This window comes from Winogradskyella pacifica, assembly GCF_003386275.1.
GTDB classification, from domain to species: domain Bacteria; phylum Bacteroidota; class Bacteroidia; order Flavobacteriales; family Flavobacteriaceae; genus Winogradskyella; species Winogradskyella pacifica.
The window spans coordinates 176,928-199,541 of the sequence record NZ_QREI01000009.1; the positions used below are offsets into that span (position 1 = coordinate 176,928).

Consider the following 22,614-nt stretch of genomic DNA (forward strand, 5'->3'; position numbering starts at 1 on the left):
TAATGCAGTTATTTTTTACGATAGTAACTATCTCTGTTATTAATGTTTATCTGTTAAGAAAATTAAACATTATACTCAGATAAAGGTCTTGTAAATTTTTCAGGATCAGCCGCTAAATGGTAACGTGGATCGTCGATAGCTTCAACGATAACATCTTTAAATTTAGGACTTGCTTTATACAGTAATATCTTACAATCTTCACTTAAGTGTTTTAGTTTTATTGTTTTTCCTTCAGCCTGATATTTTTCAACAATAATAAAAATAGCTTCAATAGCAGAGTGATCCGAAATACGAGCTTCAACAAAATCAATTTCTACATGATCTGGATCGTTTTTAATATCGAATTTCTCATTAAAAGCGGTAATACTTCCAAAGAATAAGGGACCCCAAATTTCATAAGTTTTTGTGCCATCTTCTTGAATACGCTTACGTGCTCTAATTTTCTTAGCATTTTCCCAAGCAAACGATAAGGCAGAAATAATAACACCAACAAATACCGCAATGGCTAAGTCGAAGAAAACAGTAACTACCGAAACAATAACAAGTACAACGGCATCTGATACAGGTATCTTCTTCATGATTCGGAAACTAGACCAAGCAAATGTTTCAATAACCATCATAAACATAACACCGACTAAAGCTGCAATTGGCACTTGCTCAATATATTTATCAGCAAATAGGATGAATGTAAGTAAGGTTATTGCCATCATTACACCAGACAAACGGCCTCTACCACCTGCGTTAATATTAATTACAGTTTGTCCAATCATACCACAACCACCAGTACCTCCAAAGATTCCGCTAAGCATGTTTCCAGAACCTTGAGCAATACATTCTCTATTACCATCACCTCTCGAGTCTGTTAATTCATCTACAAGGTTCATGGTCATTAAGGTTTCAATCAAACCTACTGATGCCGCTAAAAAGGCATAAGGCGCAATGAATTTTAAAGTGTCTAAGTTAAATGGCAAATGACTCCATAGTTCCGCAAGGTTGAGTTTGCTAGACAATTCATCAAAGCCATTTAAACCTGCGCCACCACCATCTCTAATAAAATCTCCTACGTTAATGGATTGAAGGCCGCTAAAAATAGAGATCAAAGTCACTATTAAAATCGCCGTTAATGCAGCAGGCATTTTTTTAGTTAATTTAGGCAAGCCCCAAATTATGAACATGGTTAAGAAAACCAAACCAATCATGATGTATAATTTCTGGCCTTCCATAGTAGACTTTACAACTCCGTTGTCTCTTACAGAATAGAAGCCATCGTCTTTAATGTTAAAAACAACTTGTTTAGTATCTATATCGTAAACTTGATTGTCCGATATAATAAAAACGGCTTCACCCGTGCTAATATTGGTTACTGATTCCTCATTAATTGAAAATATTTTGGTGTCAGAAATTAAATCTTTAACAGAATTATCACTTAAATTATAAACCCGTTCTTTTGATACGGTTTTGCGCATGTTTTGTCCAAAAATATCCTTTGTATTTTCTTTAAACATTCCAAGTTGTGCTAAGAAAATGACAATAGCTAATCCGTTTACAAACCCTAACATTACTGGATGTGGAATTAAACGTACAAATTTACCAAGCTTAAAAACGCCTGCTAATATTTGAATTAGTCCCATTAAAACAACAGCAGCTAACAAATAAAAATAGCCCATGTTATCCACAGGTGTATCAAATAATAAGCCTTTAGCATGTCCTTCTTGAATCATATGAACAAAAATAACAGCAACTGCACCAGCCGCTCCAGATATTAAACCTGGTCTTCCACCAAAAAGTGCAGAGATGATTCCAATTATAAAAGCACCAAAGAGGGCTACAATTGGACTAATTTGAGCAACAAACGCAAAGGCAACCACCTCCGGAATCATTGCTAGTGATACCGTGATACCTGCAAGAATATCATTCTTAGGGTTTTGTGTGAAATTTTTAATGGTTTTTTGACCGAGCATAATACTTTTTATTTGTAAAAGGCGGCAAAGGTAGACTTTTTGAATTTAATCTAAAAAGCAGTAGTTTGTTAAACAAAAAAAGCATCGGTGGATACCAATGCTTTTCTGTTCTTTTTGTGTGCAATATGTTATTTTTCCTCTGGAGGAAACTGCTCTAACATTTGAGATACAAATTCTTTTATACGTTCGTCTTTCTTATCTGGGTTACTAGCATTAAGATTTCCTGTACCAGAACCTTGCCAGATGAGTTCTTTTTTGTTGGCATCAATAAGATCTATAAATAGCATACCTTCAGTAGTGGTTGTGACTTGGTTATTGTTCCAGCCAGATCTCCAGCCCCAGCCGCCATAACCGCCCCAACCCCAAGCACCATTGCCCCAAGCGTTGTTGTAAACATCAACACGTTGATTAGATTTGGTGAATATACTCACTAGCATATTTGGGTTTTCTGATTTGGTATAACCTTTCGCCATTAGTTCCGCTTCAATGGCTCTTAGAATACGACGCTTATCAATGTCGTTGATTTCTGCCTTGTCAATTCCGGGTTTGAAAAATGCAAAGGTTTTATAATTGTCAAAATTTGCTTCTCTATCATAATCAGCTGCAACTCGTACGGAGCTGCAAGAAGCTAATCCTATCAATAAGAGAAACATTGGTGTAAATTTTAATAGTTTTTTCATAATTTCTTTTTTTTAATTATACTTTATCTAATAAATTATCATCAACGAAATTAGGTAAGGTTATTTTTAAATTAGGTTCGACTTCCATAGCGCGTTTTATGGCAAAAACGGCTCCTTCATTTCTAGCCCAACTTCGTCTTGAAATACCGTTATTAACGTCCCAAAACAGCATTTGTTTTAATTTTTTTGATGCTTCCTTAGTACCATCAAGAACCATACCAAATCCACCGTTTATAACTTCGCCCCATCCAACGCCTCCACCATTGTGAATGCTTACCCATGTGGCTCCTCTAAAGCTATCGCCAATCACATTTTGTATAGACATATCTGCTGTAAAGCGTGAGCCGTCATAAATATTACTGGTTTCTCTGTATGGGGAATCGGTTCCTGAGACATCGTGATGATCTCTTCCTAAAATAACAGTTTCAATTTCTCCATTCTTTATGGCTTGGTTAAAGGCTTCGGCAATTTTCATTCGGCCTTCTGCATCTGCATATAAAATTCGGGCTTGTGAACCTACCACGAGTTTGTTTTCTTGTGCGCCTTTAATCCATTGAATATTATCAGCCATTTGTTGCTGAATTTCTTTAGGAGAGTCCTTTTTAATGTCTTCTAAGACTTTACAGGCAATAGCATCAGTTTTTATCAAATCTTCCGGCTTACCAGAAGCACAAACCCAACGAAAGGGTCCGAAACCATAGTCAAAGCACATTGGTCCCATAATATCTTGAACATAACTTGGGTATCTAAAATCAATACCATTTTCTGCCATAATATCAGCACCAGCACGAGAGGCTTCCAACAAAAAGGCATTTCCATAATCGAAGAAATAAGTGCCTTTTGAGGTGTGTTTATTTATAGCGTTTGTATGACGTCGTAAGGTTTCTTGAACTTTCTCTTTGAATAATTCTGGTTGGTTCGCCATCATGTCGTTCGCATCTTCAAAAGAAATATCCACAGGATAATAACCTCCAGCCCAAGGATTATGAAGTGATGTTTGATCACTTCCTAAATCAACATGAACATTAGCTTCATCAAATTTTTCCCATACATCTACAATGTTTCCGAGATAAGCGATTGAAATAGTTTCTTTTTCAGCTTTAGCTTTTTCAACACGAGTAACAAGTTGATCTAAATCGGTTATTTTTTCATCGATCCAACCTTGATCTAATCGTACTTGCGTGATCTTAGGATTTACTTCAGCACAAACGGTAATACAGCCTGCAATGTTTCCTGCTTTTGGTTGTGCACCAGACATGCCTCCTAATCCGGAGGTCACAAATAAATTGCCTTTTGGTTCTTTTTTGATTTTCCTAAAACCGTTAAGAACTGTAATAGTTGTACCATGTACGATGCCTTGTGGGCCAATATACATGTAGCTTCCGGCAGTCATTTGGCCGTATTGTGTAACGCCTAAAGCGTTGAATTTCTCCCAGTCATCTGGTTGGGAGTAATTCGGGATCATCATACCGTTAGTTACCACAACTCTTGGTGCTTCTTTATGCGATGGAAACAATCCCATAGGATGACCAGAATACATGGTCAGGGTTTGTTCATCATTCATTTCTGCCAAATACTTCATGGTTAGTCGGTATTGTGCCCAATTTGAAAACACACCTCCATTACCACCATAAGTGATTAATTCGTGCGGATGTTGTGCTACGGCATAATCTAAATTATTCTGAATCATAAGCATAATGGCTGCAGCTTGTGTTGATTTTGCAGGATATTCAGAAATTGGCCTGGCATACATTTTATAATCTGGCCGTAAACGGTACATGTAAATTCTGCCGTAAGTATCTAACTCGTTTTTAAACTCAGGTAATAAGGTTTTATGATCTTTTTTGTCAAAATAACGTAAAGCATTTCTAAGCGCTAATTTTTCTTCTTCTGCAGAAAGAATTGCCTTGCGTTTCGGTGCATGATTTATCGAAGTATCGTAAGGCTTTGGTTCTGGTAATATGTTTGGAATGCCTTCTAATATTTGATCTTTGAACGAAAGTTTTGTAGTATGCATTACTTCTTTTTTAATGTGTTTTTGTTGAATCCATATGGACAATGTCTGCAGCCGCTTTCGCAACAATAACCACGTTTTAAATGGTATTGCTCAGTAAAACAGCGGTAACCTTCTGGTGTTAGGTAGTAGTCACCGTCTTCAATGGGAATATATTTTTTCATATGTAAACAAAGATAACGTAATTTGGTTTGATTTTTGAAACGAATAAAGCATGATATTGATTTCGAAATATTTAGTGCCAAAAGGTTATCTGGGAATTACTATTTTTCCTTTTATGTTTTTAAAGACTGAAGATTTAAAGCGTAATGCTGTACTAATAAATCATGAAAAAATTCATCTCAAACAACAGCTTGAGTTGTTTATTCTTCCATTTTATGTGCTGTACACAATTGAATTTTTATGTCGATTAATTCAAAATAAAAAATGGGATTTAGCCTATAGGAATATTTCTTTTGAACGTGAAGCATATAGGCATGAAAAGGATCTCGACTATTTAAAATCGAGACCTTTGTATAATGTGTTTAAATTTATTAGAAATTAATTATTGCGATTTTTTCTTCGCCATCAACTAACTTTGTTGTTGTAAAAATAAAGCCGTTGTTAAATAATAGTACTCATAATCAGCATTTATCTCTTCCAAATACTTCTATTAAAATAGCAATTAAGCGCGAAGACTTAATTCATCCGTTTATTTCTGGAAATAAGTATCGTAAGTTAAAATTCAATATTGAAGACGCTAAAGTGAATAATGTAAAAACCTTATTAACCTTTGGAGGTGCATTTTCAAACCATATTGCTGCTGTGGCTTATGCCGGAAAAGAATATGGTTTTAATACGATTGGGGTCATAAGAGGGGAGGAGTTAAGGGAAAAGAAAGATTTAAACCCAACCTTAACGTTTGCAAAATCTTGTGGTATGCAGTTTGAATTTGTGTCTCGGGAGGTCTATCGAACTAAAACAGACAGTGCTTTTATAAATAGCTTAAGAAATGAATTTGGGGATTTTTATTTAATTCCCGAAGGAGGTACAAATGAATTAGCAGTAAAGGGTTGTGAGGACATCCTAGAAGAAAACGATTCTAAATTTGATTATATCTGTTGTGCTGTAGGAACAGGTGGGACAATTTCTGGGTTAATTAATTCATCTGAAAAGCATCAGAAAATATTAGGCTTTCCGGCTTTAAAAGGTGATTTTTTACAAGAAGATATTCGTAAATTTGCAAATCAAGATAATTGGAAATTAATAACAGATTATCATTTTGGTGGTTATGGTAAAATAAAGCCCGAATTGATTTCGTTTATTAATACGTTTAAGAATGATTATAATATTCCATTAGATCCGATTTATACAGGTAAAATGCTATTTGGAATATTTGATTTAATTGCTCTTGGATATTTTCCAGCGGATTCTAAAATACTTGTCATTCACACAGGGGGTTTGCAAGGAATTGCAGGTGTAAATGATCTGTTGAAGCGTAAAAATCGCCCTTTAATTGAAATATAAAACATGAAGTTCAGATATTTAATCTTATTAGTTGCAGTATTGGCAATGAGTTGTGGTCCTAAAAAAGGTATTGTAACTAAAAAGAAACGAAGTAATACTACTAAAACAGCTGTAGTAAAAGACAAAAAAGAGGAGGTTAAAACGGTTGAAACAAATCCGACAGTTATAGAAGAAAATAAAGCTCCAAGTAGTGTTGAGGTTTATATTAATTTATATGCTGAAATTTCCAAAAACAAAATGCGGACTCATAAAATTCCAGCGAGTATTACCTTGGCTCAAGGTATTTTAGAATCTGGTGTTGGAAAAGGACGTTTAGCGGTTAAGGCAAATAATCACTTTGGGATTAAATGCCACGGTTGGACAGGTGCTAAGATTTATCATGATGATGATCGTTCACAAGAATGCTTTAGGAAATATGATAAAGCAGAAATGTCTTACGAAGACCATTCTGAATTCTTAACAGGCCGTAGCCGTTATGCGAGTTTATTTGATCTAAGACCCGATGATTATAAAGGTTGGGCTAAAGGCTTAAGAGCGGCAGGTTATGCAACAGATCGTAAATATCCTGAAAAACTGATTAGCTTAATTGAACGCTATAATCTTGATAAATATGATGATGAAGTCCTTAATGGAACAACTACTAAATCATCGCGCAGATCAACCACTATAATAGAGGGGCCAAAGAAGGTGACGTCTAAAAAGCACACGGTGGCTAAAGGAGATACGTTGTATTCTTTATCTAGATTATATAAAACTACGGTTGATGCTATTAAAGTTAAAAATAATTTAAAATCAAATGACCTTACTATTGGTCAAGAACTTATTATTCCAAATTAATTTATGTTATATAAAAGAAGTAGTGCTTTGTTTCAAGACGCACAAAAGGTTATTCCTGGTGGTGTAAATTCACCTGTAAGGGCTTTTAATGCAGTTGGAGGAACACCAATTTTTGCTAAGTCAGCAAAAGGGGCTTATGTTTATGATGAAGATGGAAATCGTTTTATAGATTATATAAATTCTTGGGGTCCAATGTTACTTGGTCATGCATTTCCTCCTGTAGTTGATGCCGTTATTGAAAAAGCAAAACAAGGAACTTCCTTCGGAATGCCAACAGCTATTGAAACTGAGATCGCAGAATTAGCAGTTTCTATGGTGCCGAATATTGATAAAATACGTTTTGTAAATTCAGGGACTGAAGCGTGTATGAGTGCTATTCGTTTAGCTAGAGGTTTTACTAAAAAAGATAAGATTATAAAATTTGCGGGTTGTTACCATGGCCATAGTGATTCGTTTTTAATTGCAGCAGGAAGTGGTGCTATAACATTTGGAACACCAAATAGTCCTGGTGTCACAGAAGGAACCGCAAAAGATACGTTATTGGCAAGGTATAATGATCTTGAAAACGTAAAAGAATTAGTTGAGGCAAATAAAGATGCTATAGCTGCAATTATTATTGAGCCTGTTGCGGGTAATATGGGCTGTATTCCTCCGGTTGAGGGGTTTTTAGAAGGTTTAAGAGCTATTTGCGACTCTAATGACATCTTATTGATTTTTGATGAGGTAATGACCGGTTTTAGATTGGCAAATGGAGGAGTGCAAGCACTTAAAAATATTAATGCAGATATCGTTTGTTTCGGAAAAGTTGTAGGAGGAGGATTACCTGTTGGTGCTTTCGCTGCTCGAAATGAAATTATGAACTATTTAGCTCCAATTGGCCCGGTGTATCAGGCAGGAACTTTAAGTGGGAATCCGTTAGCTATGGCGGCAGGTTTGGCAATGCTTAAAACTATTAATGCTGATGCTGATTTGATGAATAGGCTAGAAGAGAAGACAAAATACCTTCATAACGGTATTGCGGATGCGCTTAATAAAAATAAAGTAACGCATACCATCAATAGGATAGGGTCTATGATTTCTGTGCATTTTTCAGAAGATGCAGTTGTGGATTTCGATTCTGCTGCTAAAGGGAATAATGAAACGTTTAAAAAGTTCTTTCACGGCATGTTAAACAAAGGTATTTATATTGCACCAAGTGCTTTTGAAACTTGGTTTATAACAGATGCATTAAGCTATGAAGATTTAAACGAGACGATTGCAGCTGTCGAGGAGATTGCAAAAGATTTGTAAACAAAAAAAAGTCTCGCACATGGCGAGACTTTTTTTATATAAAAAATTGAGCTTAACTTTTTTGAAAACGTTTAAAGCGCTCAAATTGTACTTTGTTTAAAAGAACTTTCATCTTGCTATCAAGCGTTTCATTTGTGGCTGTTGTTCTAATGAATACTTCTTTTTCAGTTGAATTTTTTTCATTTTCAATGAAATATAAATCGCTAGTATGCTCTTTTATTGCTTTGTAGACTTCTGCTGTCTTGTCTTTTTCTAACTGAATAAATTTAATTAAACCTTTAGTCGTCTTAATAGTTTTAGTTTCTATAATAGCATTTGCTTCTTTTTCAGTATTGCTGTTTTGTGCAACAGCAGTATGGGTTCCTAAAAATAGTGCAAATACAAATAAACAGAGTGTGATAGTCTTTTTCATTATTAATTTTTAAATTCGACACTAAAATAACAATTTTATTCAATAAAAAGAAAAAGTATCACCGAAGCGATACTTTTTCTTTAAAATAAGACGATTATATATTAGTTTTCGTCTTGTTGTTTGTTGTGTTTTCCTTCGTGTTTTCCATCACGTTTTTTATGACGATCACCTCTTTTTTTATGATCTCTAGGCTTCATTTTTTCGAACTTAGCATACTGTTCTGCATTTAAGATTGTTTTCATTTCGCGCTTCATTTCAATCTGCTGATCTAATCTGGTATTTTGCATCTTAAGGAATTCTTCTTGAGAAGGTCTTTCTCTTTTTTCTCCTTCTGCAGCTTTATGTTTTTGCCTTAAACCTTCGTTGGCTTTTGCTTCGCTTAATAAAATACTATGTACTTTTTTCTGCTGCGCATCGGATAAGTCTAGTTTTAAAGTTAATTTTTTTGATTTTAAATCTGCAATATCACTTGGTGTCATTTGCATTCTTAATTCTGATCTATCTTTGCGGTCCGATCTCTTTTCTTTTTCCTGTGCCATGCCATTTAGTGTAAATAGAGCTACGGCGATTACTAATAAATTTCTCATGTCGTTTATGTTTTATGTTATACTTATTTAGACCTAGAGTCATTATTTAGGTTTAACTCTGGTTAGGCTTTTAACACGTATTTTAACATTTGTTACATTTTTATTAGCCTCAACGTTATTTGAAATATATTTTGTTTTTCAGCCTTACTTTTTAGCCATGCATAGAAGCTTATTATAAAAATATCTTCTTTGTTTATTGTAGTCCACTCAAAAGTTAGTTCTAATTTATTCAGAAATTCTGGTGTGCCTATGCTTTCAGGTTTTATGTAATATTGTTCGGCAAACTTTATAAAAGTTAGAATTCGGGATTGTCCAATTTGTTTTAAGTAGCTTGAGTAGCGTCGCCTAAAACTTTTTAATCGCGAATAGAATAAATCATCTTCTTGTAATTCTATATATAATAGAAGTTCGGCAACGTTTTTTTTAATCACCCAATCTATACCTGCTTTTTCTTTATACCATCGGTCGGTATGATAAAATTTGGATGAAATGGATTTGGCTTTTGTAAAGTCTCCTTTTTGAAAGTAAAACATAAAGCATGTTAGCTGTAAGTCGAGTAAGGTTTCTGTGTCTTCATGTTTTTTATTAGTGAAACTTTCAATTAGTGTAATAGCGTCATCTTGTTCGTTACTATAGTTGAGGTTTAAAGCTTTGACTAAGGTTTTTTTTAATATGAAGGGTTTGTAATAGGCCCGTTTTTTTAGCTGCATGAGCTGTTCCATTTCATCGATGTAGCGTGTAGAAGCTTCAAATTTTTTATTCCTGAAAAGCGTGTTAGCAATGATATAAACGATTTCAATTTGATAAAAAAGTTGCTTGTCGGTTTCCTTCTTTTGTTTTAGAATGTCATAACTCTTCATTACAAAGCTTTCTATGGAATAATATTTATTTGTGACTAAAGCCGAAATATTAGCAATCGCTAAAATTTGATACAAGGATTTAAAGGAAAGCGACGTGTTAATTTCAATATGATGTACTTTTAGTAGGTGTTCTAGTTCTAATTCAAAATCAATGACGGTGCCTTCATAAGTGACGTCATTTAACATCGATTTTAATTTAGCATACACGATATTGAGTTCATCTTCTAATTGATGCTTTTTCTGGTTTTCTTTTTGTTTTGCAATTAAGTCATCTAATCCTGCTTTAGGGTAATTAGAGGCATATTGGATTTTGGTATGATAGATTTCGTTGAGTATTGGGAACATTAAATGCTCATCTGCTAAGCGTTCAGCCTTGTCTAAAACTTTATATGCTATCTCATATTTTTTTTGAAGTAAAAAGGTTCGTGATGCCAAAATGTACTTAATAACCTGTATGTCTATGGAGCTCTCATCTTCGAGGTTTTTATTCGCGGTAAAATCTATTAAGGATTGAAATAGGCGTTTTCTTAAGGCATGGTAAGCATTGCAGTTTTCTACTTTATAAAGTTGAACGCAAATGTTTTTAGAATCGTCATTAGAATATGCGAGTACCTTAAATAATTGAATGTTCTTGGTGTCCTTCCGCTTGTTCTTTTGTTGAAGGTAATTTACGAATTTCTGTTGCTCTTCAATTGTTAATGTATCAATTATAGATTTTAATGCTATCATTTAAACGTCATAAATATATTTAATTTATCCCTAAATATAGGTAATTTTAAATGTGGTCCATAAAATATATCGTCAGTTCTGTTTGAATTGTGGTTTTATGCTTCTTCACTTTTATTCGAGATTTGCCTCATAATCATTAAAACAAAATAGTATGAATTATCAAACAACAGTGTCTTTAAAAGACGAAGAAAATTTAAAATCAAAAAAGAAAGAAAAGAAGTTATATAATCATAAGCCAACACCAGCATTTATTGGAGCCTCGTGGTCGGCCTTACTTATTGGTATGGTTGCTTATTGTATTGGACTTTGGAATGCAGAGATGATGCTTAACGAAAAAGGCTATTATTTTACAATTCTACTTTTCGGATTATTCTCAGTAATCTCAGTACAAAAAGCCGTTAGAGATAAACTCGAAAACATTCAGGTTACCGAAATGTACTACGGTATCAGTTGGTTTACATCTATCGCATCCATAGTTCTATTAAGTATTGGACTTTGGAATGCAGATTTAGAATTAAGTGAAAAAGGCTTCTATGCTATGTCATTTACTTTGAGTTTGTTTTCGGCTATTGCAGTGCAGAAAAACACCAGAGATGTAGCTTATATAAATAATGAATTGGAGACAAAAGAAGACGACGATTAGTTTTGATGATCGGTTAATTACTAACCCAAAACCTTGCAGCATTCTTTGTGCTGTGAGGTTTTTAAAATGATTTAATATTGAGCATAATCAGTGTATTATTTTAGTTTACCTATTCCAAAAGACTATTGTAATATCTTTGGTTACTAATACTAAGAAACAAATGGAGCGCACCACTAAAGTGATATTAAAAAAAAGACTTAAAAAGTTTATAATTGTATTTTTAAGCATATTTGTTATGATAGCATCCGCTCTTTATTTTTTGCAAGAAAAGTTATTGTTTTTTCCTAATACTTTAGAGCAAAATTATCAATACCAGTTTCAACATAATTTTGAAGAATTATTCTTTAAAACAGATGAGAATACCATTATAAACGCACTTCATTTTAAGGTTGAAAACCCAAAAGGAGTTATCCTTTATTTTCATGGAAACGCTGGCGATTTAAGTCGTTGGGGAACGGTTTCAGAATATTTTGTAGATATGGAGTATGATGTCTTAATAATGGACTACCGAACCTATGGAAAAAGTACAGGAAAACTAAGTGAAGTAGCTATATATAGTGATGCACAATATTGTTATGATTATCTTTTAAAACAGTATTCCGAAGATGAAATCACCTTATATGGAAGATCTTTAGGTACCGGAATAGCTTCGTATTTAGCTTCAAAAAACAATGCAAAACAACTGATTTTAGAAACACCCTATTACAGTATTTTAGACGTGGCGAAAGATCGGTTTCCAATTTTGCCTGTAAAACAATTGTTAAAGTATCATTTTCCAACTTATCAGTTTTTACCAAAGGCAAGGTGTCCGATTACAATTATTCATGGAACAGCGGATAGCGTTGTACCTTATGCATCAGCTAAAAAACTTTTAAAATTAAATATTGAAAACCTCGAATTTATTACGGTTGAAGGAGGTGAGCATAATAATTTAATCGAGTTTGAAGACTACCATAAAATGATTCAAACTATTTTAAACTAAAAAAAGGCTTCAAGATAACTTGAAGCCTTTTTTAGAATGTATTTAATTTTAGATTACTTAGGGTCTAAAATAAGATTAATACGCTCAATAGCATCCGCTATATGTATTCTACTCATTGAATCTCCACCACGAGCAGAACGTAATTGGCTACGTAGGGATGTTAACTCAGCTCTTACAACCGCTCTAATATCAGATTGGCTAGTATTAACAGGTGTCACCTTAACGTAAGAACTAGATCTTCTGCTAGGACCTTGGTCTTTGGCAGTCATCAAATACTCTAATCTATCAATATGTGCACGTTGTAAATTACGTCTGTAAGTATCAATTTTTTTACCTGTACGTAATTCACTCCAGATTCCTGAACGTAAATCGCTCATCATATCTGGTAAAGAATAGGCTGCACTATCAAAGGTATATGCTTCTATTAAACGTTGCATTTTTCCTAAGCTTAAAATATTATTAACAGTTCTAGATTGTAAAGCACGAACACGTTCTATAGAACCTGTAAACTCAATACGATCAAAAATGTTTTTATCAATTAACCAATCTGGAGTTTCAAATAGGTTCTCTTGAATAAAGTTCATTGCTTCCTTTTGGTGCGCTTTTGGTACAGCAGTATATACAGCTCCTTCTTGATCTGCAGCTTTGTAATTTTCGTAAACACCACCAATATTGTTAGAAACGTGACCCATATAACGATTAAATTGAGAAATCACATGACCGTACATTTCATCTAAGTCGTCATAGTTTTCACCAGCTTCAGTTGTCCATTCAATTAAGTTTGGTACAATACGCTTTAGGTTTTTAATTCCATATTCACTTGCTAACATAGCATTATCACCTAAATCTTCAGTTTGAGAACTTGGATCAACTACGTCACCAGCTTGTTGGTGTCCAAAACGATACATTGGGTCACCAGCGTGCTCCATAATCCATGCGTTAAGGATTGGCTTTTCTTCTTCTGCAGTTTTATCTAAAATTGGTCTATAACCCCAAGATATAGAATACTTATCATACGTTCCGATATCTGGCATTAAAGCGACTCCTTCATCACCTGGTTGAGCGATATAATTAAAACGGGCATAATCCATAATTGATGGAGCAGTACCAAATTCTTTAGTGAATTCAGCATCACGTAATTTCTCTACAGGATAAGCAACACTAGATCCCATGTTATGAGGTAAACCTAAGGTGTGACCAACTTCATGAGAAGATACAAAACGAATTAAACGTCCCATAACTTCATCTTTAAATTGTGGACTTTGTGCTTCTGGGTTAATCGCAGCAGTTTGAACAAAGAACCATCCGCGTAATAAAGACATTACATTATGATACCAGTTGATATCACTTTCTAATATTTCACCTGTTCTTGGGTCACTTACGTGAGGTCCATTGGCATTTGGAATAGGAGATGCTAAATAACGCACAACTGAGTAACGTGCATCTTCTGGACTCCATTCTGGGTCCTCTTCAACCGTTGGTGGCTCTTTAGCAATGATAGCATCTTTAAAACCGGCTGCTTCAAAAGCAACCTGCCAATCTTCAATACCTTGCTTAATATATTTTTTCCATTGTTCTGGAGTCGCTCTATCGACGTAATAAACAATTTGCTTTTTAGGGACTACTAATTCACCACGCTTAAACTTCTCAATGTCTTCATCTCTAACCTCTAACCTCCAACGATCTAAATAGGTTAAAGTTTCGCTCTTTTGATCTGCTAATCCGTAATCTGTTTGGCCTCTTGCAAACCAGCCTACGCGCTCATCAAAATAACGACGTTTCATAGGTACATCTGGTAATAAAATCATAGAATTATTCATTTCTATTGAGATACTACCTGTACTAGAGTTAGATGGAGGATTTCCGGCAGCATATGTTTTTACGTGACGTGCTTCAATATTTCTAGGGTAACTCTTAATAGTCTCAATAAATGATTTATCACTTTCTAAACGCGATATTTTATAAGAAGATCTATTACGTTGTGGTAATCCTAAAGGTTTTACATCTTTCTCAAACAAAGGTGTCGCATCAATTACTGTGCTTGTAGAGTCTTTGCTAAATGCTTCAATAGGAAATGTGTATAAAACAGGTTCAAAATTAGAATTTAAAACAGCTTCACTAACAGGAAGAGAATCGGCTGCAACAACGTTGTAAGACACAACTCTAAGAACAACTTTCTTATCTTTTTTCTCCCATCTCAATACTTGCTCATTCGTTTTTCCTCCACCAAAACCTAGTCCTGAAGCAGTCTTTGCAATACGAGTTACCATTAACATTTCTCTATTGAAAAGAGAGTCTGGTATTTCGTAATAAAATTTATCGTCTAAAGAATGGACTGTAAATAATCCTTTATCACTTTTGGCATCTTTAGTGATGACTTTGTCGTAAGGCTTTGGGTCGTTTTTTCCAGGTTTCTTTGCTGAAGTTTTAGCCATTGCTGTGGCATCTTTGCCTGATTTTCCAGCTTTTTTTGCAGTAGAGCAAGAAAACGCTAAAAAGGCGGAAACTACAAAGAGTAGTTTAATGGGTACGTTTTTCAAAATAGTTAGTTTTTAAATTTTGTTGAAAATACGTATTCTATTAAGAATATGTTAATTTAAAAACTGATTTTAGTATTTCTTTAACGTCGTTAATCTAGGGTGTCTAGGTAAGACTGAATGAGTTCTACACCTTCGGTATGCATCATTGAAGTTCCTATAAATGGCATACTTAAACCATCTAAATAAAACGATATTCTATAACTAACAAGGTGGCTTTGTTCTACAATTTGACTTTCATTGAGTGGCGTTTCAAAGGCCAAATTTAAGGTGGTTTCATCGGCGCAGCTTCCACCAGGGATATGGCAATGAGCACAATTAATATCCATGTATGCTCTTGCTCTAGCTTCTAATCTAAAGTCTCCATCTTCCCAATTCGGTAAACTTGTAATAGAAGCACTATTAGCAACACCTGTTAATTGAGAGTTGCTGATAAATTGTTCTAATTGATTTACGCCATTGATTTCAAAATTCATGGATCTCAATTTTGGTCCTACGGGTATAATGTTGCCATTATTACCATGGCAAGTAAAACAATCTGTATCTGACGGAATTTTATAAGTTGTAGAATTCGTGTTGCCTTCTACATCAATCCAAGTTACAGGCAGCGAGCTTCCGCCTAAATCTAAAACAGCCTCTGTCTGTTCGTCGTTCCATTTGTAATCTCCCGTTTCCCATTCGCCATTTAATTTCATTAAAATACGGGTTTCAATTATGGTTCTTCCTAAGGATAAATCGCGTTCATCGTGATTGTAGTAAAATGTTTTCGCAATTACGGTATTCTCTGGGAAAAGCGGTAAACCATCACCGTCAAATTCCATGCTTGTGCCTTCAGGTAGAGCGATGATACGTTGCTTATGTGCGTAATCAGAAAATAGAGTAGTGCTAAGATTGTACTCAAATGCTTTTGTGGTAATGTTTAATTCATTCAAATTTCCTGAAAATAAATTCAACTCAGAAAGATTTGTTTTAAACTCGGTTGCTACGTTTGGGATTAAAGTTGTAAAACTATACACGTCACTATGTAAGCTACTATTAATTGAACTACAAAGGGTTTGAACGTAAACGTCGTAAGTTGTATTGGCTTGTAAATCGGTTAGTATTACGGATGTTTCGGAAACAGAAATTGTTGTGCCACTACCTAAGGTAAATCCCGAAATACCATATTCTAAGTTGTAGGATGCTGAAGAATTAATTGTTTCCCAACTGAGTGTTGCAGAATTATCAGCAATAGCACTTGATGATATATTAGTTACACTATTACATACAGGAATAATGTCATCAATATCATTACCACATGACAAGAAAAGGCTTACGAATACGATTAATAAATAGGATTTTTTAAACATTTGGGTGGTTTTCTGATTTATAGCTAGTTGCTAAAGTAGTAAAATTATATTTTAATCAATACGTAAACTGATAGTTAGAATACTTATAGACATTAAAAACAAAAATTAGTAATTCATAAATTTAAAACTTTCTGTTTGGTTTTGTGAATTCATAATCTTTAAAATATAGCTTCCTGAAGCTAAAGTGCCAATTTCAATGTTATTAGATTGATCTAAGTAGGCGGACGTAATTAGCCTGCCTGAAAGATCATAAATAGAGTATGGATTATTGACTAAAGGCGTATCAGAAATGAGTTGTAATCTATGATTAGATATATCTGTTATTAGTTTGGTTTTTTGCGCGGTAAAACTATTAGTAGACAGGGCTTGTCTACCGTAATTAAGTTCTACCTCATTGCCATTATATATGGTTAGCATAGCATCGGAACCGCTTCCTGTAATTTCAAATGTGTATATGTTTTCATTAGGACTGAAAAAATTCATGTATGACATTTCAAAAATCGCCTGATCTGCAATGTCACAGAAAATCAGCGTCCAACCTATATCTCTAACTATAAAAGAAGTTGGTTGTACTGGATTGTCATATATGCCGCTGAATCCATTACAAGTGGAGCTTCCATAAAAATCACTTTGTCCATTAATAATATCGTCAGAAAAGACTATACTTAAGTTAGGATCGAAAGTATTCTCAAGTAAAATATCAAATTCCCAAATAGAATGAATAAACCATTCTCCGCTTAGTACGTTTGAAGGAGCATCTTCACGACCTAAGTTTATGACATCTCCTTGGCTATTGGTAAAACTTAAATTGTGTAAATCATTAGTAAATGAATACGTTAAATTTCCAGGTTCTTGTAAAATTGAAAAGTATAAGTTCTCAAAGTCAGTTTCCTCAGTTGTAGTACATGAGTTGTCTGTAGTTTCAAAATAAGGAATAAGACTGATAGCATTATTTTGTTCGCTCTCAAAGTACGAAGTAAAAGAGTTACAAATGCCATTACCGTATATATAACGTCCCCAATATTGGTCTAAAGGCGCACTGCTAAATGAATTGTGAAATTCAATATTTGGAGGTGTTGTAACCGTTGAAGGTAAATTGATGGTGTTTCCATTTGATTCAAGAGAAATTACATTCCAATTACCTATGAAGTTCTGTGAATTTATGACTATTGTAAAACATAAAAATAAGATTAAGGTTGCGTAGCTTTGTTTCATAAAATGAGCGTTTTATAAAGATTCTAATTATTAGTAACGCCCTAATATATAGTTTTTAAACTGAAAAAAAAGGAACTACCTCTCGGTAATTCCTTTTTTATAAATTTATGTTAGAGGGTTTTTAAATAAGCTCTACAAATAAGCCGTCATCAGTTTTTTCAACCTTTGTTAAACCATGTTTGCTTAAGCCTTTTAAACCTTTATCCCAACCTTTATTACTTAAGCCTGATTTTGATTTAAGCACATTTAAGTCCATGCGTTTTTCAGCTTTTAAAACTTCTAAAATCGCTTTTTCGTTATCGCTTAAATCCACTTTTTTCTTTTCTGGTCGCATTTGAGGGAAGAATAAAACTTCTTGAATACTCTGATTGTTGGTTAAGAACATTATTAAACGGTCCATTCCAATTCCCATTCCAGATGTTGGAGGCATTCCGTATTCTAGTGCACGTAAAAAATCGTGATCTATAAATTCTGTCGCTTCATCATCTCCTTTTTTAGCTAAACTTAACTGGTGCTCAAAACGCTCGCGTTGGTCTATAGGATCATTAAGTTCAGAATAAGCATTAGCAACTTCTTTACCACAGACCATTAACTCAAAACGCTCGGTTAATTCAGGGTTTTCTCTGTGCTCTTTACATAAAGGGCTCATCTCTTTTGGGTAATCGGTAATGAACGTTGGTTGAATGTAATTTCCTTCACATTTCTCACCGAAAATCTCATCAATCAACTTGCCTTTACCCATAGTCTCGTCAACCTCAATATGCATGCCTTTTGCAGCTGCTCTTATGTCGTCTTCAGACTTGTTATAGATATCAAAACCTGTAAATTCTAAAATAGAATCGCGCATGGTAATACGCTTATAAGGTGCTTTAAAATTGATTTTATGTTCGCCAAATGTAGCATCAGAAGTTCCATTTACAGCAATAGCACAATGCTCTAATAATTGCTCACAGAAATCCATCATCCAGTTGTAATCTTTGTAAGATACATAGATTTCCATGGCGGTAAATTCTGGATTATGCGTTCTGTCCATTCCTTCATTTCTGAAGTTTTTAGAAAACTCATAAACACCATCAAAACCACCAACGATTAAACGTTTTAAATATAATTCGTTAGCAATTCGCATGTATAATGGAATGTCTAAACTGTTGTGATGCGTCATAAACGGACGTGCAGCAGCTCCACCAGGAATAGGCTGTAAAACTGGTGTTTCAACTTCAAAATAACCAGCATCATTAAAAAATTGACGCATCGCATTAAAAAGCTTAGTACGCTTTATAAACACTTCTTTTACATGAGGATTAACTACTAAATCGGCATAACGTTGTCTGTAACGCATTTCTGGATCTGTAAATGCATCATAGGTTTTTCCATCCTTTTGTTTTGGGATAGGTAATGGTTTTAAAGCTTTACTAAGCAATTTAAAATCCTTTACCATAACAGTCTTTTCGCCAACTTGCGTTGTAAAAAGTGTCCCTTCAACACCTACAAAATCACCTAAGTCTAATAATTTCTTAAAGACATCATTGTAAAGGGATTTGTCTTCACCTGTACAAATTTCGTCTCTATTAAAATACACCTGAATACGACCTTCGCTATCTTGCAATTGTGCAAAAGATGCTTTTCCTTGAATGTTAATAGCCATTAGACGACCTGCGATAATAACCTGTTTACCGTCTTCAAAATTAGATTTTATCTGTTTTGAAGTGTGGTTTACGGGAAATAAATCCGCTGGATAAGGGTTAATCCCTAAAGCTCTAAGCTTTTCTAACTTTTGGCGTCTTACCAATTCTTGTTCTGAAAGTTGCATTCTTAATTAATTTTATAAACTTACCAAGTGTTGGTAAGTGGCTGCAAAATTACACTTTTTACAAAAATTAACGAGCTCCTTTTTAGTTAGATTTAACAAGCTCTAAATTTTCTGAATAATTATGGTTGTTTAGAAATGTTTTTAAGGCATTTTAAAGAATCTTGAAGAACACTTTTATATCGTGTTTTGGCAGAGGATGGTCATTCTGAATTTCTTTAGTTGATAAACAAGAATTCAGAACAAGAATCAATATTACTTTATAGTAATAATACTTTATTGAATTTTATTCTAACCTCAAGGATATGAATTCATATAAAGTGTAACATTTATATTGAACTTGCGTCCTATAAATACATCAAATCATCAAACGAAATTATGAGTATCTGGCGCGTTATCCTTTCTATTATTTGTCCACCTTTAGCTGTCTTAGATAAAGGATGTGGTTCTATTCTAATTACCTTTTTATTATGGCTCTGTGGTTGGGTGCCAGGTGTTATAGCAGCTTTGGTTATTCTCAATAACCCAAAGCGATAAAAGTCTTACCTTTGCGATCTTAATAATGTATTTAAAAGATTAAAAATGAATAAGGTTTTTACGGTGCTTTCTTGTGTGTTTATAATGCTGCTAACAAGTTGTCAGTTTTCTGAAAATATCTATATCAATGAAGACGGTAGTGGTAAGGTGAAATTCTCAATGGATGCATCAGAGATGATGGATGTGTTAGATCAACTCGGAGAGAATGCTTCTGATGAAATGAGTAAAGCTGTGGATTCAACAATCGTTTTTAAGGACTTTTTGGTAGAATATAAAGATAGTATAGCGAATTTGTCTGTAGGAGAACAAGAAAAGATTAAAGCCATGGAGGATTATAAAATTCATATGGTTATGGATCCAGATAAGAAGAAGATGTTTTTTGATTTAGAAACAGACTTTGATGATGCTAGTGAGTTGCGGGATATGTACAAAGCAATGAATAGTTTCAATAATTTAAAAGGTGATGACACTGCTAGTGATAATTTGCCTTTAAGTCCATTTTCTAGTATGGGTAATGAAGGCTCAACTTTGGTGAGTTACTCATATGATGGTACCGTTTTTAGAAGAAATGCTGAGATTATTGATTTAGAAAAACATCAGAAATCTTTAGATAGTATAGATAAATCGGCATTGATGTTGGGATCTTCTAAGTATATAATTAATTATCACTTTCCAAAAGCTGTAAAATCATTTTCGAAACAAGGAGCAATGTATAGTGAAGATCGAAAAACGGTTACTTATGAGGTTGGGTTTATAGATATGCTAAAGGATCCTGAAATATTGAATATTGAAGTTGTTTTAGAGGATTAAAAGAATAATTATTGTGAATAAAAAAATACAACTACAAGATTTAGGAACTAAAGATTTTAAGGACACTTGGGATTACCAGGAAACACTCTTTAAAGCTATTTTAGATACTAAAATAAAGAATCGAAGAGAAGATGCTGGCTTAGTAACTGATAATCATTTTCTCTTTGTAGAACATCCGCATGTCTATACTTTAGGAAAAAGTGGTGATCTCTCAAATTTACTACTTTCTGAAACGCAATTGTCTGAAAAAGGAGCCACGTTTTACAAAATTAATCGAGGTGGAGATATTACCTATCATGGTCCAGGGCAGATTGTGGGTTATCCGATTCTAGACTTAGATAACTTCTTTACAGATATTCATAAATACTTACGATTTTTAGAAGAAGTTATCATTCTAACATTAGCTGAGTACGGTTTAAAAACAGAACGCAGTCCGGGAGAAACAGGTGTTTGGCTCGATGTTGGCACTCCATTTGCGCGTAAAATTTGCGCTATGGGAGTAAGGGCTAGCCGTTGGGTTACCATGCATGGATTCGCCTTAAATGTGAATGCAGATTTAGGCTATTTTGATCATATTATTCCATGTGGAATAAGAGGTAAAGCGGTAACAACCTTAAATAATGAATTGGGTGTCGATAGCGTAAATGAAAATGAAGTTAAAGAGAAGCTTTTAAAGCATTTTAGTGCGCTTTTTGACGCGAGCTTCATTCAACTTTAGTTTACGACTGAGATGTTAATAATTAAAGTTAAGACTCGTCATTAAAAAATACCTTATAAAAGTGCATTTTCTTCTCTTCATCGTAACCGCGTTCTAAATATTCTGCAGAAGCATCAGGGGCATCAACATCTAGTTTTATTTGAATGTTGGTGTCGAGTTTTATTTCGGTTTTAATTTTTTGCTTTTGCTTTTTTAAGGCTACTTCAGAGACGTCAAACTGGTTTCTAATCAGTACTTTATTGTCTGTTTCGTAAGTTTTCTTGTAATCTTCAAATAATTGAATTTTATCCTCTTCATCAAAAACTTCTTCTTTGAAAGTATCGATATTTACAATTTCATTTTCTTTGAAAAAATCAACCGTTTTAGCTAGGAAGTTACTTTGCTCTTGACCACCAAAATTAGGTTGTAAAACTTCTTTAGAAAATTCTCGGCAAAGTTCAATACAGTTTTTGGTGTGCTGATTGCTGTCGTCTGGGTATCTGATGTTTAAGAAGCTTTTGATCCAGTATTGTGTGTCGTAAGTGTTGTTGTCTACACTAAGTACAATTTTGCCTTCCATATCGGAAGTATTTAAGATTAAGCAACCCTTGTCTACCTTTTTAGCTTGGATACCTTTTTGAACTAATATATCGTAGTTATTATCTTCTAAATACGTTTGAAAAAACTCAGTCTTATTTTCAATTTTAAAGATCCCAATAGCATCTGTAAAGTAGTCTTCGTATTGTATGTTTTCAAAATGACAAATAAGGACATCACCGGTTTTAATTTGAGCAGAATTACTTTGCTCAAATAGATGCGTTACAATGTGTTTAGAGATGTCTACAAAATCAGCACCTTCTTTAAATAATTGATCGCTATAAGTGTTTATTTCATTGAGAGCTACATCACTATGGTGGTGAAAACGATAATTTTCGGCTACACTCATAAAAGGTCTCAGAAGATAAGGCAACATTAAATTATAAGTGGCTTCATCAAAATCTACAATGGCATCTGAAAAGGCATTTTTTGTACCATTAAATTTGTTACCAACTTTGTGAATTATACAGCTTCTTAAGGATGCTTTTTGTCTTTTTATCATGATGAAATTGTCGTCTAAATTTTGGTTATACAATACTACAAAACAATGCGCTTATTGTAAGT

The 22,614-nt window shown here is 34.0% G+C and carries 21 protein-coding genes; 9 read left to right on the forward strand and 12 right to left on the reverse strand.

What is annotated here, in order from left to right; genetic code table 11:
- Positions 1-62: 62 nt before the first annotated feature.
- From DFQ09_RS16605 to DFQ09_RS18990, 4 genes are all read right to left on the reverse strand, one after another.
- The gene (locus DFQ09_RS16605) at positions 63-1,961 is read right to left on the reverse strand and encodes a SulP family inorganic anion transporter (RefSeq protein WP_115812352.1); all 1,899 of its coding nucleotides are present in this window, start codon (positions 1,959-1,961) and stop codon (positions 63-65) included.
- A 128-nt stretch (positions 1,962-2,089) separates the two neighbouring features.
- Positions 2,090-2,641 carry a DUF4136 domain-containing protein gene (locus tag DFQ09_RS16610; protein WP_115812354.1) on the reverse strand — a complete coding sequence of 184 codons (552 nt, stop codon included), beginning with the start codon at positions 2,639-2,641 and terminating at the stop codon, positions 2,090-2,092.
- Between the two features lie 16 nt (positions 2,642-2,657).
- Complete coding sequence (locus DFQ09_RS16615; protein WP_115812356.1) at positions 2,658-4,658, reverse strand: urocanate hydratase; 2,001 nt, start codon at positions 4,656-4,658, stop codon at positions 2,658-2,660.
- The gene (locus tag DFQ09_RS18990; RefSeq protein ID WP_179349636.1) at positions 4,658-4,819 is read right to left on the reverse strand and encodes a DUF5522 domain-containing protein; all 162 of its coding nucleotides are present in this window, start codon (positions 4,817-4,819) and stop codon (positions 4,658-4,660) included. Before DFQ09_RS18990 ends, DFQ09_RS16615 begins: the two co-directional genes overlap by 1 nt.
- A gap of 50 nt (positions 4,820-4,869) precedes the next feature.
- On the opposite strand from DFQ09_RS18990, the gene DFQ09_RS16620 reads away from it, so the two are divergent.
- The 4 genes from DFQ09_RS16620 to hemL are packed head-to-tail and all read left to right on the forward strand — an operon-like array spanning position 4,870 to position 8,288.
- The gene (locus DFQ09_RS16620; RefSeq protein WP_115812358.1) at positions 4,870-5,199 is read left to right on the forward strand and encodes a hypothetical protein; all 330 of its coding nucleotides are present in this window, start codon (positions 4,870-4,872) and stop codon (positions 5,197-5,199) included.
- A gap of 47 nt (positions 5,200-5,246) precedes the next feature.
- The gene (locus tag DFQ09_RS16625) at positions 5,247-6,161 is read left to right on the forward strand and encodes a 1-aminocyclopropane-1-carboxylate deaminase/D-cysteine desulfhydrase (protein ID WP_115812360.1); all 915 of its coding nucleotides are present in this window, start codon (positions 5,247-5,249) and stop codon (positions 6,159-6,161) included.
- A 3-nt stretch (positions 6,162-6,164) separates the two neighbouring features.
- A complete protein-coding gene (locus tag DFQ09_RS16630; RefSeq protein WP_115812362.1) occupies positions 6,165-6,998 on the forward strand; it encodes a glucosaminidase domain-containing protein in 834 nt (277 codons plus the stop codon).
- Positions 6,999-7,001: 3 nt separating this feature from the next.
- Positions 7,002-8,288 carry a glutamate-1-semialdehyde 2,1-aminomutase gene (hemL, locus tag DFQ09_RS16635; RefSeq protein WP_115812364.1) on the forward strand — a complete coding sequence of 429 codons (1,287 nt, stop codon included), beginning with the start codon at positions 7,002-7,004 and terminating at the stop codon, positions 8,286-8,288.
- Positions 8,289-8,340: 52 nt separating this feature from the next.
- Here hemL and DFQ09_RS16640 read toward each other — a convergent pair whose 3' ends face one another.
- From DFQ09_RS16640 to DFQ09_RS16650, 3 genes are all read right to left on the reverse strand, one after another.
- Positions 8,341-8,700: a hypothetical protein gene (locus DFQ09_RS16640; protein WP_115812366.1), complete on the reverse strand. Its 360-nt coding sequence runs from the start codon at positions 8,698-8,700 to the stop codon at positions 8,341-8,343.
- Between the two features lie 101 nt (positions 8,701-8,801).
- Complete coding sequence (locus DFQ09_RS16645) at positions 8,802-9,287, reverse strand: hypothetical protein (protein WP_147298363.1); 486 nt, start codon at positions 9,285-9,287, stop codon at positions 8,802-8,804.
- 92 nt (positions 9,288-9,379) lie between these two features.
- Positions 9,380-10,876 carry a hypothetical protein gene (locus DFQ09_RS16650; protein WP_115812370.1) on the reverse strand — a complete coding sequence of 499 codons (1,497 nt, stop codon included), beginning with the start codon at positions 10,874-10,876 and terminating at the stop codon, positions 9,380-9,382.
- 151 nt (positions 10,877-11,027) lie between these two features.
- Here DFQ09_RS16650 and yiaA point away from each other — a divergent pair, with 151 nt between their 5' ends.
- On the forward strand, positions 11,028-11,519 hold the full coding sequence (yiaA, locus tag DFQ09_RS16655) for an inner membrane protein YiaA (protein ID WP_115812372.1): 492 nt from the start codon (positions 11,028-11,030) through the stop codon (positions 11,517-11,519).
- 235 nt (positions 11,520-11,754) lie between these two features.
- Positions 11,755-12,501, forward strand: coding sequence for an alpha/beta hydrolase (locus DFQ09_RS16660; protein ID WP_245940379.1), 747 nt, complete (start codon positions 11,755-11,757; stop codon positions 12,499-12,501).
- A gap of 53 nt (positions 12,502-12,554) precedes the next feature.
- On the opposite strand, the gene DFQ09_RS16665 is transcribed toward DFQ09_RS16660, so the two are convergent.
- From DFQ09_RS16665 to lysS, 4 genes are all read right to left on the reverse strand, one after another.
- Positions 12,555-15,044 carry a zinc-dependent metalloprotease gene (locus DFQ09_RS16665; RefSeq protein ID WP_245940383.1) on the reverse strand — a complete coding sequence of 830 codons (2,490 nt, stop codon included), beginning with the start codon at positions 15,042-15,044 and terminating at the stop codon, positions 12,555-12,557.
- 86 nt (positions 15,045-15,130) lie between these two features.
- Positions 15,131-16,387 carry a fibronectin type III domain-containing protein gene (locus DFQ09_RS16670; RefSeq protein WP_115812376.1) on the reverse strand — a complete coding sequence of 419 codons (1,257 nt, stop codon included), beginning with the start codon at positions 16,385-16,387 and terminating at the stop codon, positions 15,131-15,133.
- 105 nt (positions 16,388-16,492) lie between these two features.
- A complete protein-coding gene (locus DFQ09_RS16675) occupies positions 16,493-17,602 on the reverse strand; it encodes an META domain-containing protein (protein ID WP_115812378.1) in 1,110 nt (369 codons plus the stop codon).
- Positions 17,603-17,723: 121 nt separating this feature from the next.
- Entirely contained in the window at positions 17,724-19,412 is a 1,689-nt protein-coding gene (gene lysS / locus DFQ09_RS16680) for a lysine--tRNA ligase (RefSeq protein WP_115812380.1), read from the reverse strand.
- A 375-nt stretch (positions 19,413-19,787) separates the two neighbouring features.
- On the opposite strand from lysS, the gene DFQ09_RS16685 reads away from it, so the two are divergent.
- Genes DFQ09_RS16685 through lipB form a run of 3 tightly spaced genes read left to right on the forward strand, consistent with a single transcriptional unit; the run spans position 19,788 to position 21,474 of the window.
- Positions 19,788-19,946 carry a YqaE/Pmp3 family membrane protein gene (locus tag DFQ09_RS16685; RefSeq protein ID WP_092470473.1) on the forward strand — a complete coding sequence of 53 codons (159 nt, stop codon included), beginning with the start codon at positions 19,788-19,790 and terminating at the stop codon, positions 19,944-19,946.
- Positions 19,947-19,991: 45 nt separating this feature from the next.
- The gene (locus tag DFQ09_RS16690) at positions 19,992-20,756 is read left to right on the forward strand and encodes a hypothetical protein (RefSeq protein WP_115812382.1); all 765 of its coding nucleotides are present in this window, start codon (positions 19,992-19,994) and stop codon (positions 20,754-20,756) included.
- 13 nt (positions 20,757-20,769) lie between these two features.
- On the forward strand, positions 20,770-21,474 hold the full coding sequence (gene lipB, locus DFQ09_RS16695; protein WP_115812386.1) for a lipoyl(octanoyl) transferase LipB: 705 nt from the start codon (positions 20,770-20,772) through the stop codon (positions 21,472-21,474).
- 28 nt (positions 21,475-21,502) lie between these two features.
- Here lipB and DFQ09_RS16700 read toward each other — a convergent pair whose 3' ends face one another.
- On the reverse strand, positions 21,503-22,552 hold the full coding sequence (locus DFQ09_RS16700; protein WP_115812429.1) for a nucleoid-associated protein: 1,050 nt from the start codon (positions 22,550-22,552) through the stop codon (positions 21,503-21,505).
- Positions 22,553-22,614: the final 62 nt, after the last annotated feature.

Bases quoted from the DNA above. Each gene is read 5' to 3' on its own strand.
- hemL (WP_115812364.1), top strand. From the start codon at position 7,002: ATGTTATATAAAAGAAGTAGTGCTTTGTTTCAAGACGCACAAAAGGTT.
- lysS (WP_115812380.1), bottom strand. From the start codon at position 19,412: ATGCAACTTTCAGAACAAGAATTGGTAAGACGCCAAAAGTTAGAAAAG.
- DFQ09_RS16690 (WP_115812382.1), top strand. From the start codon at position 19,992: ATGAATAAGGTTTTTACGGTGCTTTCTTGTGTGTTTATAATGCTGCTA.
- DFQ09_RS16685 (WP_092470473.1), top strand. From the start codon at position 19,788: ATGAGTATCTGGCGCGTTATCCTTTCTATTATTTGTCCACCTTTAGCT.
- DFQ09_RS16640 (WP_115812366.1), bottom strand. From the start codon at position 8,700: ATGAAAAAGACTATCACACTCTGTTTATTTGTATTTGCACTATTTTTA.
- DFQ09_RS16605 (WP_115812352.1), bottom strand. From the start codon at position 1,961: ATGCTCGGTCAAAAAACCATTAAAAATTTCACACAAAACCCTAAGAAT.
- DFQ09_RS16610 (WP_115812354.1), bottom strand. From the start codon at position 2,641: ATGAAAAAACTATTAAAATTTACACCAATGTTTCTCTTATTGATAGGA.
- DFQ09_RS16620 (WP_115812358.1), top strand. From the start codon at position 4,870: ATGATATTGATTTCGAAATATTTAGTGCCAAAAGGTTATCTGGGAATT.
- DFQ09_RS16650 (WP_115812370.1), bottom strand. From the start codon at position 10,876: ATGATAGCATTAAAATCTATAATTGATACATTAACAATTGAAGAGCAA.
- DFQ09_RS16615 (WP_115812356.1), bottom strand. From the start codon at position 4,658: ATGCATACTACAAAACTTTCGTTCAAAGATCAAATATTAGAAGGCATT.
- DFQ09_RS16645 (WP_147298363.1), bottom strand. From the start codon at position 9,287: ATGAGAAATTTATTAGTAATCGCCGTAGCTCTATTTACACTAAATGGC.
- DFQ09_RS16670 (WP_115812376.1), bottom strand. From the start codon at position 16,387: ATGTTTAAAAAATCCTATTTATTAATCGTATTCGTAAGCCTTTTCTTG.
- yiaA (WP_115812372.1), top strand. From the start codon at position 11,028: ATGAATTATCAAACAACAGTGTCTTTAAAAGACGAAGAAAATTTAAAA.
- DFQ09_RS18990 (WP_179349636.1), bottom strand. From the start codon at position 4,819: ATGAAAAAATATATTCCCATTGAAGACGGTGACTACTACCTAACACCA.
- DFQ09_RS16660 (WP_245940379.1), top strand. From the start codon at position 11,755: ATGATAGCATCCGCTCTTTATTTTTTGCAAGAAAAGTTATTGTTTTTT.
- DFQ09_RS16630 (WP_115812362.1), top strand. From the start codon at position 6,165: ATGAAGTTCAGATATTTAATCTTATTAGTTGCAGTATTGGCAATGAGT.
- DFQ09_RS16675 (WP_115812378.1), bottom strand. From the start codon at position 17,602: ATGAAACAAAGCTACGCAACCTTAATCTTATTTTTATGTTTTACAATA.
- DFQ09_RS16700 (WP_115812429.1), bottom strand. From the start codon at position 22,552: ATGATAAAAAGACAAAAAGCATCCTTAAGAAGCTGTATAATTCACAAA.